Raw genomic sequence first — 14,289 nt, 5'->3', positions numbered from 1 at the left:
GCACTCGTGGCGTCCTGACACCGCGGGAGGCGGCCGCCGCGAAGGACGGGAAGCGGGGGGTGGGGGGGGGGGGGCCCCCGGGCGGCGCGGGCCCCCCCCCCGCCCCCGCGCCCCCCGGGGGGGCCCCCCCCCCGCGCGGCCCCCCCACGACCTGCACGAAGAACTCATCGATCTGCCTGATCGCAGCGATGAACTGGTCGAGATCCACCGGCTTGGTGACGTAGGCGTTCGCGTGCAGTTTGTAACTGCGCAGAATGTCTTCCTCGGCCGCCGATGTGGTGAGCACGACCACGGGGATGTGGGACAGCTCCGGGTCGGCCTTGATCTTCTCCAGCACCTGCCTGCCGTCGTACTTGGGCAGGTTCAGATCCAGCAGGATCAGATCCGGCCGTGGGGCGTCGACGTGCGCGCCGGTGCGATACATGAAGTCCAGCGCTTCCTGACCGTCCCTGACCACGTGCAGCGTGTTGCCGATCTTGTTGTCCTCGAAGGCTTCCCGCGTCATCAGTTCGTCGCCGGGGTCGTCTTCGACGAGCAGGATATCGACCGGCTGGGCGGGATCGGTCATGCGAATACCTCGTTCTCGATGGATGCGGCGGTGGTCGCGGGCGCTGCCGCCCGCAGGGTGAAGCACAGGCGGGTGCCGTCACGGTAGTCGGTGTCGAGCCAGATCCGGCCGCCGTGGAACTCCACGATCTTCTTGCACACGGCCAGTCCGATCCCGGTGCCGCCGTACGCATCTCGCGGGTGCAGACGCTGGAAGATGACGAAGACCTTCTCCGCGAATTCGGCCGCGACGCCGATTCCGTTGTCCGACACCGAGAACTCCCATTCCTCGGCGTCGTCGACGTTGGACGCGCACGCCACCCGGACCACAGGGGTCAGGCCGGGCGTGCGGAATTTGATCGCGTTGCCGATGAGGTTCTGCCACAACATGATCAACAGGGTCGGTTCCCCGAGGAGCTCCGGCAACGCCGCCGGGCGCTCGATCACGGCCTCGGATTCCTCGATGGTCGCCGACAAGGCGGCCATCGCCTCGTCCAGGGTCTGATCCAGGCCCACCGGCTCGGTGCCCTCCGACATCCGGCCGACGCGGGAGAAGGTGAGCAGGTCGTTGATCAGCACCTGCATGCGCTTGGCACCGTCGACGGCGAAGTCGATGTACTGCTTGCCGCGCTCGTCGAGCTGGTCGCCGTAGCGCTTCTCGAGCAACTGGCAGAACGAGGCCACCTTGCGCAGCGGCTCCTGCAGGTCATGGGACGCGACGTAGGCGAACTGCTCCAACTCGGTGTTGGATCTGCGCAGTTCCTCGGCCTGGATGTCGAGATCCTGCTTCTGGCGCAGCAGTGCCGCCTCCTGGATGCGCGTGGAATCGAGCTCGGCGACGATGTGGTGGCGCATGTTCTCCACCGCCTCGCAGACCAGCGCGATATCGGAAGGACCGACAGCCTCGATCTGCGCGTCGAACTCCCCCGCGGCTACCCGCCGCGACGACTCGGTGAGATAGCCCAACGGCCGTACCACCAGTCGCCGTACCAGCACGGTGAGCAGCACCCCGGTCAGCAGGAAGACCGCGACGATGCCCCACAGCACGATGTTGCGGGTGGTGCGTGCGCTTGCCAGCTCGGCGGAATCGCTGTCGACGACCGCGACGAGATGGTCGTTCTGCACCGCGAAGGTATCGCGCACGGCGTCGAAGAGCGCCTTTCGACGCACCGCTCCGGTGGCGGCATCGAGACCGATGCCCGTGCGAGACGACACGGCCCCGGTCGCCGGATCGGTGAAGTCGGCCCGCCACTGCTGGGCGGCGAGGTCGACAGCGGCGAGGTCGGCGAGCAATCCGGGGTGGCCGACGAGCAGCTCCCGTAAGCGGTCCGCGGCGCGTGTCTGCTCCTGGCGCCCTCGGTCGTAGGGCTCGAGGAACTGCGGGTCCCCGGTGATGGCGTAGCCGCGGATGCCGGTCTCCTGATTCAGCAGCGCACCCTGCAGCCGATGGGCTTCGGTGGACGCGGGCAGAGTTTCGGCGAGCAGACGATCGGTGACCCGGCTGGTGTGCGCGATGACCTGTGCACCCGCCGCGGCACCGACGACCACCACCAGGATCATCAGCGCGAACACGAGCTGGAACCAGCCCTGTGCCGTCAGCTGACGGATCGACCCCGACCGGGCTGGTGCACTACTCGTCACGTCATCCGCCTCGTCACATCACTCCACCGCAAATACAGGATGGCCACATCGTCATCCAAACCGCCTGCCGCCGAGGCAAGCTCCGCCACCTGCCCGATCAGCGCGTCGACGAAGGACTCGGGCTGCCCGACGGGCAGTGTCTGTGCCAGTGCGAACAATCCGTCCTCGCCGAGGCGGGTGCTGCCGTCGCCGACGCGCCCTTCGAACAGTCCATCGGTGAACAGCATCAGCCCCGCCTCATCCGCCAGTGCCACCTCGTGCGCGGGCCACTGCGCGTAGCCCGGCACGAAACCGAGGGCCGGTCCGCCGGGCACCTCCACCCAACTCAGTCCAGCACCGGTGCACGACAGCATGCCGGGGTGACCCGCGCGGCGTACCGACACGTGCCGGGTCGCCGGGTCGAGTACCAAGCTGGTAGCGGTGGCGAAGGTTTGCTGGTCGGCGCGTTCGGCGAGCAGCACTTCCTCGAGCAGGCTCAGTTGCCTGGCGCCGGTGACACCGCTGAGCACCAGCGTGCGCCACGCCAGCCGCAATGCGACCCCGGTCGCCGCGGCGTCGGGACCGTGGCCGGAGACATCACCGATGATGGCGTGCACGATGCCGGTCGGGTCCTGGACCACGTCGTAGAAGTCCCCGCCGAGCAGTGAGTGGTCGCGGCCGGGCCGATACCGCGACACCACCTCCACTGCGGGGTCGGCACCCAACAGCGGGGTCGGCAACAGTCCGCGTTCGAGCCGGGAGTTCTCCTGCGCCCGCATCTGACTGGCCTGCAGGGCCGCGCTGGTGAGTTCGGCCTGCTTGCGCTGGATCGCGTAACGCACTGCGCGCCCGAACAATTCCGGGTCCACCCGGCCCTTGACCAGGTAGTCCTGCGCGCCGGAGGCCAACGCGAACAGCCCGGTGCGCTCTTGGTCGAGCCCGGTCATCACCACGACAGGGACCTGATCGTTGCGGTCGCGGATCCCGGCCAGCGCCTCGAGTCCGTGTGCATCGGGCAGATGCAGATCGAGCAGCACGCAATCGGGGACGTCGGCGCGTAGGCGCTCGCCGGCCTCGGTCAAGGTGCGTGCCCAATCCAGGTGCGGGCGCGGAGACAGATCGGCGACCATCTCTTCCACCAGCAAGGCGTCGCCGGGGTCGTCCTCGACCAGCAGTATGCGGAGTTGACGTTGCGATCTGGGCCCGGCCGCGATGAGATCGGCGTTCAACGCGTCACTGCGCACCACGACCACCGTCGGCGCAGCCGAGAGTCGCCTGCTCGCGCCACATCAGACCTCCCCCTCCCCACCTGGACAGCACAAAACCCAGGGTGTGCACGAAAGCCTCCGATCACAGGCGCCCACGACGCGAACTGACTCCGCCGGCCGGTTGCTGGACCGAAAGGTAGTACCGGGGATGCTATCCGATTGCGCCGACACCCATGCCCACGCGGGATTTCGGCGTGGGCATGGACACCTTCGCCTATCGCACTACGTGCCCGGACTTGCGTGTCCGCGAGGTCGACCACCCTATCGAAGGCCACTCCGCCCCTGAGCTCATCGCCGGCTACCTCCACGGATCCGAAGGTTCGAGAGCGAATCGCCCGGCGTACTGCGCGCTAGCCGCATACTGCGCGCGAGCCGCTGAGGCTTGCCCGCCGCATCGACATGCACCACACCGGCCGCCGACGGGCCTCGTTGTCACATATGTGGTGGCTGGAGGTGGTCCTTCGCGAACACCGCCGTCACGTAATCGACGAGGTGAAGACGGAGGGCGGAAGGCCAGTCTGCCGAGAGATCGTCGAGGTCCACACCGAGTGCCTTTTCGACTTCCTTCAACACGAAGGGAAGCGGGATGCTCTCGCGCGAACAAACCTGTACCGCGTACTCCAATTGATCCACGACATCGTGGAGATGAGCGGTCTCGCTGTCATAAGATTCAGCGCCATGAGCCGCAAAGCGGTATTCAAGATTTCGTGAAACCCGATCGCCGCCTGCGTCATCGCGCGATAGCGGGGTACCACTGATGTTCTCGTCCATCGATCCCCCTGTCGAAGTAGTTCCCCGTCAATGGTCGACCGTACCCGAATATTCGCAGAAAATGGAGGGCCAAACCGGACATCTTATAGCTAATTAGTAGCTAACATAAGCGGGTTTGTGAGCCGTACCAAAGAGCATGTGATCTGCGCGAGATCGGCAGCCGGGCGCGAGGGCGGCCGTCTATCCGCGTGGCACAGGGCGCTTCGGGCAGCCGTCACGACGCTTCCCACCTCGGCAAACGCCCAGTCTCGTCCCGGATACAGCACTGCCGACAGGAACGTCGGCGAGATGCCGAGGCCGCGAGGTCAGCCCAGGTGAACCAGTGAGCCGATACGGCGCAGATATCCCGACCGGCCGAACGGAACCGTGTTGCGCTCAGCTTCGAGGAAGGCTGGCATCATTATCGCGGCCAGTTCTATAGCGTCCTTACGGTCGTGGCCGCTGTCGCAGTGTCGAAGCATTCCCCTGGAAACTCCGCAGCTTCGCGATGTTGGCGTTGAGAATTTTCTGTCAAACACCGGAAAGCACCGGAATACTACGCCTGAACGGCCGGTCCGGGCGGTCGAAAATTCTTCATCCCCTGCCGCCGATGACCATACTGTCGACACTGCATCCAACTGTGAATTGACCTGCGGCACAGAACAACCCGATTACTCCGTCTCGAATATTCATACTGCGATACCCGCGCCCGGCAAATAGCTGGCTCGACATTTCACTACGGATGCGACAGGAATCTCTTATACAAGTCATCCATGGACCCGGCGCCGGTCGACATGCAGTGCTGACGCACACGGCCCCGGCGGGTACACCTCTGCCGTCACGACGGATCATGTTCGCGACCGGATTCGATTCACAGCTGACGCGAATCCTGATTTCATATCAACTCTCGCAATAGATGAATCAGGTTGCCCTGGACGACACACCGCCCCGCACAGGTGCGGGCCACAGAGGCGGCCGGTCGCGGTCGATCAGGCTTCCCTCCCTGCCCGACGCAGGCACCGTGGCATCGACACGGGCGGCGCCTACTCGTTCGCACCGCTGCGAACGACCCTTCGCCTCGATCTGCGCGAATCTCTGGCCGCCCTCCGAAACAGCACCAACCATGAAGGCGGAGATTCGTTGTCGCGACCCATCAACCCTAGGACGCCGCCATGACCGTCACAGACGAATACCTCAGTAACAACACCGCGTACGCAGCGCAGTTCAGCGGCCCGCTCCCGCTGCCGCCCAGCAAGCACGTCGCGGTGGTGGCGTGCATGGACGCCCGCCTCGATGTCTACCGCATCCTGGGCCTGCACGACGGTGAAGCGCACGTCATCCGCAACGCGGGCGGCGTGGTCACCGACGACGAGATCCGCTCGCTGGCCATCAGCCAGCGACTGCTCGGCACCACGGAGATCATCCTGATCCACCACACCGACTGCGGCATGCTCACCTTCACCGACGACGATTTCAAACGGGCGATCCAGGACGAGATCGGCATCAAGCCCACCTGGTCCGCCGAGGCCTTCGGCGATCTCGACGAGGACATCCGCAACTCGCTGCGCCGCATCGAACGCAGCCCCTTCATCACGCGCACCACCTCTCTGCGCGGATTCGTCTTCGACGTCGCGACCGGAAAACTGAACGAAGTACTCGACTGATCATCGGTGTGACTGCCCGAGTGGCCGAGATCAGATCCGCTGCTCGGGCTCCGATACAAGGCCCCAGATGAGCGAGCCCTCCCCCGCCGACGCGCGTCGCGTCGCGATCGTGACCGGCGCCGCGTCCGGTATCGGCCGAGCCACTGTCGAGTTGTTCGCCGAACGCGGGCACGACGTGGTCGCGGTGGATCTCTCCGAGCACGGCCTGACCGGATTCGGCGACGGCATCGTGACCCTGGCCGGCGACGTGTCCTCCGACGCGGTGAACCAGGCCGCGGTCGACGCCGCGCTGAGCCGTTTCGGCCGACTTGACACCATCGTCCTCAATGCCGGAACCGGCGGCACCCCGCCGCTCGAGGCCGCCGATGCGGTACGCACAGCCGACCGCATCCTCGACGTGAACCTGCTCGGGCCGATTCGCGGGCTGCGAGCGGCGATTCCGGCATTGCGTCGGTCCGGGGGCTGCGCGGTGTTGACCGCATCGGTGGCCGGTTTGCGTGGCGATGCGGGAAACTGGGCCTACAACGCGTCCAAAGGCGCGTTGATCAACCTGGTCCGCGCGGTCGCGATCGACTATGCCGCGCAGGGGATTCGGATCAACGCCATCGCACCCGGGCTCACCCGCACCGGCATCACCGCCGGCGTACACCAGGACCTCGCACTGCTCGCCGCGATCGAACGCCGGATCCCACTCGGACGGTTCGCGGAACCACGTGAACAGGCGGAGGCGATCTGGTTCCTCGCCTCGCCCGCCGCCGGCTACATCACCGGCACCACCCTCGTCGTCGACGGTGGCCTCGACGCCAACCTGGGCATTGTGCCGCTGCCCGGCCAGTCCTGAACCAGCAGCGCCCATCCGAAGTGCTGTCGACTACTGCGATTCACCCTGTGGGACGCGCCATTCCAGCAGGCGACAACCACATGGGCCGCTGACCAGCGGAATAGTCGCGTTCGGGATCGCCGATCGCGGTTGCTCGATAGGGTCGGCGCAACGAACGAGCTGGAAGGTGAACGTGGGAATCAAACAGCGGGCCACGGTGCAGATGAGCGCGGACGAGATCGCGCAGTTCCTCGACCGCAGCAGGGTGCTCACCTTGGCCACCCTCGATGCCGAGGGGAAACCGCATCTGACAGCGATGTGGTTCGGGCACCTCGACGGCAAGATCTACTTCGAGACCAAGGCGAAGTCGCAGAAGGCCACCAACCTGCGCCGTAACCCGACCCTCACCTGCATGGCCGAGGCGGGCGACACCTACGACCAGTTGCGCGGCGTGTCGATCGAAGGAACAGCGCATCTGATCGAGGACCCCGCCGATGAGGAGTACTGGAACGCCGGAATCGACGTCTTCCGCCGCTACGTCGGTCCCTACACCGAGCAGGCTCGTCCGCTGGTCGAGTCCATGATGCACAAACGCATCGTCGTTCGGGTCGAGCCGACGCGGATCCGCTCGTGGGACCATCGCAAACTCGGTCTGCCCGCCATGCCGCTCGGCGGCAGCACAGCCGGCGTTCAACCCTGATCTGAGCCCTTCGGACGAGCACAATGAAGGGGTCCACTCTCGACCGCATCCTGGAAGTCGTCTCCGGCAGGGTGATCGTCGCCGTACCGGAAGAACGGTAATCGAACGGAGAAACGCCGATGACCGACGCCGATTACATCGTGGTTGGAGCCGGTAGCGCCGGTTGCGCGGTAGCTCGCCGACTTGCGGAAAGTGGCGCGTCTGTCGTGCTGATCGAGGCTGGGCGCGCCGACGACAAGGGCATCGCCAAGATGCTCTTCCAGATTCCCGGCGCTATCAACGTCATGCACTCCACGCCGCAGTTGAAAAAGCTGTTCGACTGGGGTTCCAAGTCGACGCCGCAGCGCTGTGCGCTCGACCGCACGATCCCCATGACGCGCGGCCGGGTCCTGGGTGGTTCGAGTTCGGTGAACGGCATGCTCTTCGTCCGCGGCAACAAGAAGAACTTCGACGACTGGGCGGCCGAGGGCTGCGAGGGCTGGGACTACGCCGGTGTCCTTCCGTACTTCAAACGACTCGAAGATTGGGAGGGCGGCGCCAGCGAGCTCCGTGGTGGCGGTGGCCCGATCAAGGTCACCCGGAAGAGCGATCTCACCGAGGCGGCCCGCGCGTTCATGGCAGCGGCGACCGAGCGCCTGGGTGTGCCTGCCATCGACGACTACAACGCGGAAAGTCAGGAAGGCGTCGCGGTCTTTCAGCAGAGCGCCGCGAAGGGGTTGCGCTACTCCACCGCGCAGGGCTACATCCATGCGGATCCGCTCCCGAACCTGCTGGTTCTCACCGAGACGACGGTCATCAGGATCGTTATCAACGGCTCGCGGGCCACCGGCGTCGAGATCTCGGTCGAGGGCGGCAAGCAGATTGTGCACGCCTCGCGCGAGGTGATCCTCTCGGCGGGAGCGTTCGGGTCGCCGCAGATCCTCCAACTGTCCGGAATCGGTCCCGCCGAACACCTCGCGCAGCACGGTATCGCGGTGCACGCGGATCTGCCAGTCGGCGACAACCTCCACGACCACCTCTTCGTCCCGCTCTCGTACAACATGAAATCGGCGGTGCGTCGACCGACTCCGTCGTACTTCCTGCGCGGACTCCTCGCGGAGAAGCGCCGGCCAGGGAGCTCGTGGGCGGCCGGATCATCGTTCGAGTCCGTCGCGTTCGTGCGCACGTCGTTCGCCCAGGACATTCCCGACCTGCAGCTGCTCAGTCTCTACTGGGTCTACCCCTCGCCCAACCAGGACTCCGACAAGCGGGTCGTACCGCCGACGAAGAAACCGGGGCAGAGTGTCTTCCCGACGCTGATCTACCCGGAGAGCCGGGGCACCGTCAGGCTCTCCTCGGCGGATCCGACCGCGGCTCCACTCATCGACCCCGGGTATCTGAGCGTGCCCAAAGATGCGGAAGTGCTGCTCGAAGGCATCGCGATGGTGCGCGAGATCATGGCGGGAACCGGCGACAACGCAGGCGAGATCAACCCCGGGGCCGAGTTCGCCGACGACGCGTCGCTGCGCGCGGAGCTGCCGAACCGAATTCACACCGTGTACCACCCGGTGGGCTCGGTGCGGATGGGAGTCGACGAGCGTGCGGTCGTCGATCCGACGTTGCGGGTTTCGGGCATCGACGGTCTGCGCGTCGCGGACGCGTCGATCATGCCGTCCATCATCGGCGGGAACACCAACGCGCCCTCGATCATGATCGGCGAGAAGTGCGCGGACCTGATCCTTCGACCCTGAGCGGTTCCGCATCGGTATACACGCGGTGGGCCTCTTGCCGAAGGGAGGACAATGGGCGGTGGGTTGACCAGTTCGTACGCACCGTCAGGAGCACGCGATGCTACACAGCCACCGAACGTTCTCCCACTTGCTGCACGATATGGGTGAGCAGTCTTTCGACGACCACCGAGTGCGTCATGCGGCCTGGGTCGCGCGATGGGTAGGCCACGGCGCCACCGCTCCCCTGCGTCTCGACGACCTCACCGCCCTTGCCGACCGTCTCGAGCCCCAAGCCCTGCCCGCCGGATCGGTGATGTTCTCGGCGGACCAACCGCCGGACGGAGTCTGGATCGTGCGGCAGGGGCAGGTCGAACTGTCCGTCGAGTCGGGCACACAGCGTGCGGTGGTAGGCATGTTGGGTCCTGGCGATGTCGACGGCGATATCGCGCTGGTGCTGGGGGTGCCACTGGCATACACCGCGCGCACGCTCGCCGAGGCGCAGTGCCTGTTCCTGCCTCAGCGCAATTTCGACACAGTGCTCACCACCCACCCCGAGATCGCTCGGCGCTGGATATCCACTGTGGTGCAACGGGTTACGACGGTCCAGACCCGGCTGACCGATATGCTCGGCCGCCCGCTCCCGGTCCAGGTGGCTCAATTGCTTCTCGACGAAGCCGTCGACGGGTCGGTGCAGCTGGATCAGCGCACGCTCGCCGCCATGCTCGGCGTGCGGAGCCCGTCGTTCCACAAGGTCATCGAGGAATTCGAGCGACACCGCCTGATCACCATCGGCCCAGGAAGCATCGGCATCGATGACGGCGACGGATTGCGGCAGCTCACAGCAAAACTTCACAGCCACTGAGCAGCCGACGGGTGATGACAGGCCGAGACAATACCGGTCTGCGAAAAAACCTTTCCGCAGTTAACTATTCCGGATAGATATCTAATTGCGGATAATGATATTTTTGACACGCTTGGATTCGCGATTTCAACAACAGAAAGATGCGAGCGGGTTATATTTTCTGAACACCCATTTTTTTAGCGGTTCGAACTCTCGCCTTACCGCTGCTCGACATTCCCTGGAGATCGCCATGATATCGACCTCTTCCCTGTTTCGTGCGGGCTTTATCGCCCCGGTCGCCATCGCTACCGTCTTTTGTTTGGCCGCACCGGTAAATGCTGCGCCCGTCAGCGTGAACTGGAGCTGCCGGGGCACGGTCCTCGGTATCGGCCAAACCTCGAGCATGAACACCTCGGTCACCGGCACCGCGCCGAGCTCGGCGGCGTCGGGTTCCGCGGTGGCCATCACCATCACACCGGGCGCCTCGTCGGTGCCCAGTTCGGCTTCCGGATTCACCGTGAACAACATCAGCAACCTGAAGATGACCATTCCGACTCCGGCGAATTCGACGGTGGTCTCGGCTACCGCCTCCGGGGGCACCGTGGCGGGCACCGTGGCCACATCGGGCGGGAATGTCGTACTGACCGTGCCCGGCCCGATCGCCGGCGGCACCAGCTTCACCCCGCCGGCGGTGACCATCAACGTCACCGCCGGCGCCGCCGGAACACCGATCACCAGCAAGTACGCGGGGACCAGCTACACCAGTCCCGGTATGACCATGACGACCAATGTCTCCTTTGTCGGCAATGTCGCGACCTCGTGCTACCCGAACCCGTCCCCGACCCTGACCACCACAGCTGTCGTCTGAGCTCACCCGACCAGTGCCGCCGGATGATGACCGGTGTCCGCGCCGGCGGCCTGTGGTGAAGGGGCCGGACCGGGTTGCCTCAGCAGCCCGGCCCGGCCCCACCGACCCACACCCGACGGCAGCATCACCTGATAGTGGTTGCCCTGCTTACGGTTTGGAGCCGAGAAGTCACTTCGACCGAATTATCCGATGCGCAGTATCGCCTCGCCCGGTGTGTCGTACAGTGCATGTCCGGCACAGCCACGGCCGCTTCGATGACCGGAGCGGTGCCGCTTTCGTGATGTTCGTCAGCCGCGGTTCGGGCAGCCGGTCGATCGATGGACAGGAGCGCCCATGCCCACTTCGAGCACCTGGCCGCAATCCCTGCTGCCGCGCCCTGCGGCATCCATCGACTCCGCCGCGCGTCCCGGCTCCCCTGAACGGATCGCGGCGCTCAGCAACCGAGCAGGCCCTGATCGGTGACTTGTGCTGAGCGGTTCTCTGTTTCCAGTGATCGATGGGAAAGCCCGTGTGCCCGACAACAAGCGAACCCGCCCGGATCTCGGTCGAGCTCAAAAGGGCGCTGGAGTTCTACCACGGAAGCGTCGAGGACCTGGTCCGTGAATTGATCAGAGTGCTGGGCGTGAACGAGACCGATCGGCGTGCGCTGGAGATCGTCCTGCTCGAGGAGAAGTCCACGACGCCGGGCAGGCTGGCCGAGCGGCTCGGTCTCACCTCCGCCGGTGTCACGATCATGCTCAACCGGCTGGAGAAACAGGGCTACATCGCACGGTCGCTGCACCCGACCGATCGTCGTCGCGTCATTGTGATGGCCACCGAACTCGCGGCCGATCGCGTACAGGAACTCGTCGTTCCGATGATCGTCGAGAGCTACAAGATGTTGCTGAATTATTATGACGCCGCCGAACTGGAAATAATCGCCGACTTTCTCACCCGTGCGGGCGAACTGCAACGAATTCACCGGCAACGGCTGCGCGAGGTGGATCCCTACTCGCGCCCCTGAGAACAGCACGCCGGTCGGCGTATTTCGAGGGAGAAAGCAGGAATGCAATGCGCACCTTCGACAACAGCGAAGACCCGGTTACGGAGCCTGTCACCGAGACCGAGCCTCGACCCCAGAATGCGCGACGGTGCGGCCACCCGCCCGCGCCGCGATCAACAGACCGGTTCCGGCGGCACGTGTCGCGTGCCGGGGTGGCGGCCGGGTTGGCGATGACGGTTATCGGGACAACGCTCGTGGTGCGGGCAGATTCGAGCCCACCGGCGCGGGCGAACAGCGCGGGGCCGTTCGCGGGCCAACCCACCGCACGATTTTCCGACTACAGTGCCGGCCGAAGCCAGTCCATCGCGACGATCACGAGCACAACAGCCGACAACCCGAGCGAGGTCGCCGTACCGGTCGACGTCCCGGGCGGCTACCCCACTACCGATACCGAGTCCGCCCAACCGGGCGCCGATTCCCCGAGCACGACCACTGCGACGGAAACGACGACAACCATACCGACGGAAACCGCGACGGCGAACTCGACGGTTGTTTCGGTGAGCGCGAGTTTCTCTGCCACGGCAAGCCTTTCGGTCCAGGACACCTCCGATGTGCCGGGCCCAGCTGCCGTCACCCCGACCCCGACCTCCACGGTGACCGTCGCCATGACTCCGACTGACACGTCGACGATCACGGTGACAGCCGATCCGAGCACGGTGACGATGTCTGCTGATCCCTCGACCGTCACCGTCACTTCCACCACAGTGCCGGGCACCACCACGACGGCACCGCCCAGCACCACGACAACAACCGATCCGCCGAGTTCGACCACGACATCCCGGTCACCGGCGATATCCACGACACCGGCGGCGCCGACGACCACATCGGCGCGGTCGACAACGACCACGTCGCCGACGACGACCATGCCCCCGCCCACGACGAAGCCGCCGCGTCCGACTCCATCGATCGCCCGCCCACCGGCCACCGCACCGAGGTGACGGCAGCGGGACGATCGGACCTGCCGCGCACGCGTAGCCGTCCGGTTCAGGTGGCGTCAGTGGCAGAACGCATCGACGCCGAGTATGCGAGGGTGGACGACATGACGGTAGAACGGTTCGAAGTGCAGCGGCAGGTCCCCGCGTCACCCTCGGAAATCTTCACACTGCTGTGTTCCCCCGAAGGGCACGTAGCGATCGACAGCTCGGGCATGCTGCAATCGGCGGAGGGCAAGCCCGTCACCGGCGTCGGCGACGAGTTCATCGTGCACATGGATCGTGAGTCCCTCAACGATTTCCCGATGGGCAAATACGACGTCACAGTGATCATCACCGAGTTCGAGCAGGACAAGCAGCTCGAGTGGACGATCTCGGGCGCCATCCAACCGCCGATCGAGCACCTGTACGGATATCGCCTCGAGCCCAGCGACATCGGCACCCTGGTCACCTCGTACTACGACTGGAGCAGGATCGCGCCCCGCTACCGCGAAGCAGCTATCTTCCCGATCATTCCCGAGTCCGCGCTGCGGGCCACTCTCGGCATTCTCGCCCGCACCATCAAGAAATAACCCAGCGCCCCGAAAGGTAGCGCCGGGAACTCGGATCCGGATCGCGGCGCTAGGGTTTGCGGCCGACGCCGCCGACGATGCAGTTGCGGACGTCGGAGAGGGGGGTGAGGTGGGGGCCGTCGGACCACCAGTCGTCGCAGCGGACGAGGCCGGGTTCGACCATGTCGAGGGTGCCGAACATGGCCTGGATTTCGTCGCGGGTGCGGAAGCGGCCGCTACCCATCGGGCTGTGGATGAACTTCTCTTCCATTTTCCGGGCCAGCTCGCTGTATTCGGCGGTTTCCGGGTCGTGGAAGTGGGCGATCGCGACAAACGAGCCCGAGGGCAATGCGTCGATGTAGGTCTGCATGAGGGCGGGGCCGTCGTCGCCGAGATAGTGGTGCAGGGTGCCGATGTGGAACAGCGCCAGCGGGCGGGTGAAGTCGAGTTCGCGGCGGACCGTCTCGTTGCCGAGAACTTCCAGGGGGCGGAAGATGTCGGCTTCGGCGATGCGGGTGCGGCTGTTGCTGGCCAGTAATGCCTGCGCGTGGACGAGCACCGACGGGTCGTTGTCGACATAGACGACCTTGGACTGAGGGTTCACCCGCTGGACCACCTGGTGGGTGTTCTCCGCGGTGGGCAGACCCGATCCGAGGTCGAGGAACTGGTCGATGCCCGCCCTGGCCAGGAATCGGCAGGCGCGGATCAGGAAGTCACGGTTGGCCCAGGCCAGGTCGTTGACCTGCGGAGCGACGGTGCGGACCTGGTCCAGCACTGCGCGATCCACGTCGTAGTTGTCCTTGCCGTTGAGTGCGGCGTCGTAGACACGCGCGATACTCGCACGGGTGGTGTCCACCCCGACCGGAACAGCGCTGGGGTAGGCGGCAGAAGAATGCGACATCGGGAGCGCCTTTCGAGCATCGGAGCCAACTGGACGAATCAAGCCTAGAGCATCAGTTACTTTGGCAGACAAGCTAT

Annotated in this window: 15 protein-coding genes and 1 pseudogene; 9 read left to right on the top strand and 7 right to left on the bottom strand. The window is 65.4% G+C overall.

The features are described from left to right. Positions 1-133: 133 nt before the first annotated feature. From ACFVVI_RS08505 to ACFVVI_RS08490, 4 genes and pseudogenes are all read right to left on the bottom strand, one after another. A pseudogene (locus ACFVVI_RS08505) lies at positions 134-568 on the bottom strand (response regulator); the annotation flags it as partial. Next, entirely contained in the window at positions 565-2,187 is a 1,623-nt protein-coding gene (locus ACFVVI_RS08500; protein ID WP_387444385.1) for a CHASE3 domain-containing protein, read from the bottom strand. The gene ACFVVI_RS08500 and the pseudogene ACFVVI_RS08505, both read right to left, overlap by 4 nt. Beyond that, on the bottom strand, positions 2,184-3,410 hold the full coding sequence (locus ACFVVI_RS08495) for a PP2C family protein-serine/threonine phosphatase (RefSeq protein WP_387444383.1): 1,227 nt from the start codon (positions 3,408-3,410) through the stop codon (positions 2,184-2,186). The genes ACFVVI_RS08500 and ACFVVI_RS08495 overlap by 4 nt, the downstream gene beginning before the upstream one ends. 456 nt (positions 3,411-3,866) lie before the next feature. Further along, positions 3,867-4,205: a hypothetical protein gene (locus ACFVVI_RS08490; protein ID WP_378995999.1), complete on the bottom strand. Its 339-nt coding sequence runs from the start codon at positions 4,203-4,205 to the stop codon at positions 3,867-3,869. Positions 4,206-5,356: 1,151 nt separating this feature from the next. On the opposite strand from ACFVVI_RS08490, the gene ACFVVI_RS08485 reads away from it, so the two are divergent. The 5 genes from ACFVVI_RS08485 (at position 5,357) to ACFVVI_RS08465 (ending at position 9,939) form a co-directional block, all read left to right on the top strand. Next, on the top strand, positions 5,357-5,848 hold the full coding sequence (locus tag ACFVVI_RS08485) for a beta-class carbonic anhydrase (RefSeq protein WP_387444380.1): 492 nt from the start codon (positions 5,357-5,359) through the stop codon (positions 5,846-5,848). Between the two features lie 67 nt (positions 5,849-5,915). After that, on the top strand, positions 5,916-6,689 hold the full coding sequence (locus ACFVVI_RS08480) for an SDR family NAD(P)-dependent oxidoreductase (protein WP_387444378.1): 774 nt from the start codon (positions 5,916-5,918) through the stop codon (positions 6,687-6,689). A 172-nt stretch (positions 6,690-6,861) separates the two neighbouring features. After that, positions 6,862-7,368 carry a pyridoxamine 5'-phosphate oxidase family protein gene (locus ACFVVI_RS08475; RefSeq protein ID WP_378996005.1) on the top strand — a complete coding sequence of 169 codons (507 nt, stop codon included), beginning with the start codon at positions 6,862-6,864 and terminating at the stop codon, positions 7,366-7,368. Between the two features lie 119 nt (positions 7,369-7,487). Further along, complete coding sequence (locus tag ACFVVI_RS08470) at positions 7,488-9,098, top strand: GMC family oxidoreductase (RefSeq protein ID WP_387444375.1); 1,611 nt, start codon at positions 7,488-7,490, stop codon at positions 9,096-9,098. Between the two features lie 139 nt (positions 9,099-9,237). Beyond that, complete coding sequence (locus ACFVVI_RS08465) at positions 9,238-9,939, top strand: Crp/Fnr family transcriptional regulator (protein ID WP_387444373.1); 702 nt, start codon at positions 9,238-9,240, stop codon at positions 9,937-9,939. Between the two features lie 126 nt (positions 9,940-10,065). On the opposite strand, the gene ACFVVI_RS08460 is transcribed toward ACFVVI_RS08465, so the two are convergent. Continuing rightward, entirely contained in the window at positions 10,066-10,467 is a 402-nt protein-coding gene (locus ACFVVI_RS08460; RefSeq protein WP_387444371.1) for a hypothetical protein, read from the bottom strand. Between ACFVVI_RS08460 and ACFVVI_RS08455 the strand changes: the two genes are divergently transcribed. The 3 genes from ACFVVI_RS08455 (at position 10,460) to ACFVVI_RS08445 (ending at position 11,789) form a co-directional block, all read left to right on the top strand. Next, positions 10,460-10,786: a hypothetical protein gene (locus ACFVVI_RS08455; protein WP_378996014.1), complete on the top strand. Its 327-nt coding sequence runs from the start codon at positions 10,460-10,462 to the stop codon at positions 10,784-10,786. The two genes, ACFVVI_RS08460 and ACFVVI_RS08455, sit on opposite strands and share 8 nt — an antisense overlap. Positions 10,787-11,119: 333 nt before the next feature. Next, positions 11,120-11,248, top strand: coding sequence for a hypothetical protein (locus ACFVVI_RS08450; RefSeq protein ID WP_378996016.1), 129 nt, complete (start codon positions 11,120-11,122; stop codon positions 11,246-11,248). A 34-nt stretch (positions 11,249-11,282) separates the two neighbouring features. After that, complete coding sequence (locus ACFVVI_RS08445) at positions 11,283-11,789, top strand: MarR family winged helix-turn-helix transcriptional regulator (RefSeq protein WP_378996018.1); 507 nt, start codon at positions 11,283-11,285, stop codon at positions 11,787-11,789. Between the two features lie 412 nt (positions 11,790-12,201). Here the strand turns inward: ACFVVI_RS08445 and ACFVVI_RS08440 are convergent, their stop codons facing one another. Next, complete coding sequence (locus ACFVVI_RS08440; RefSeq protein ID WP_387444368.1) at positions 12,202-12,753, bottom strand: hypothetical protein; 552 nt, start codon at positions 12,751-12,753, stop codon at positions 12,202-12,204. Positions 12,754-12,867: 114 nt separating this feature from the next. Here ACFVVI_RS08440 and ACFVVI_RS08435 point away from each other — a divergent pair, with 114 nt between their 5' ends. Continuing rightward, entirely contained in the window at positions 12,868-13,332 is a 465-nt protein-coding gene (locus ACFVVI_RS08435; protein ID WP_387444365.1) for a polyketide cyclase, read from the top strand. A gap of 49 nt (positions 13,333-13,381) precedes the next feature. Here ACFVVI_RS08435 and ACFVVI_RS08430 read toward each other — a convergent pair whose 3' ends face one another. After that, positions 13,382-14,212, bottom strand: coding sequence for an SAM-dependent methyltransferase (locus ACFVVI_RS08430; protein ID WP_378996024.1), 831 nt, complete (start codon positions 14,210-14,212; stop codon positions 13,382-13,384). Positions 14,213-14,289: the final 77 nt, after the last annotated feature.

The organism is Nocardia sp. NPDC058114, assembly GCF_042884695.1.
GTDB lineage: Bacteria > Actinomycetota > Actinomycetes > Mycobacteriales > Mycobacteriaceae > Nocardia.
The sequence above is the reverse complement of the archived record's forward strand: the minus strand, read 5'-3'. Positions and strand labels throughout refer to the sequence as shown.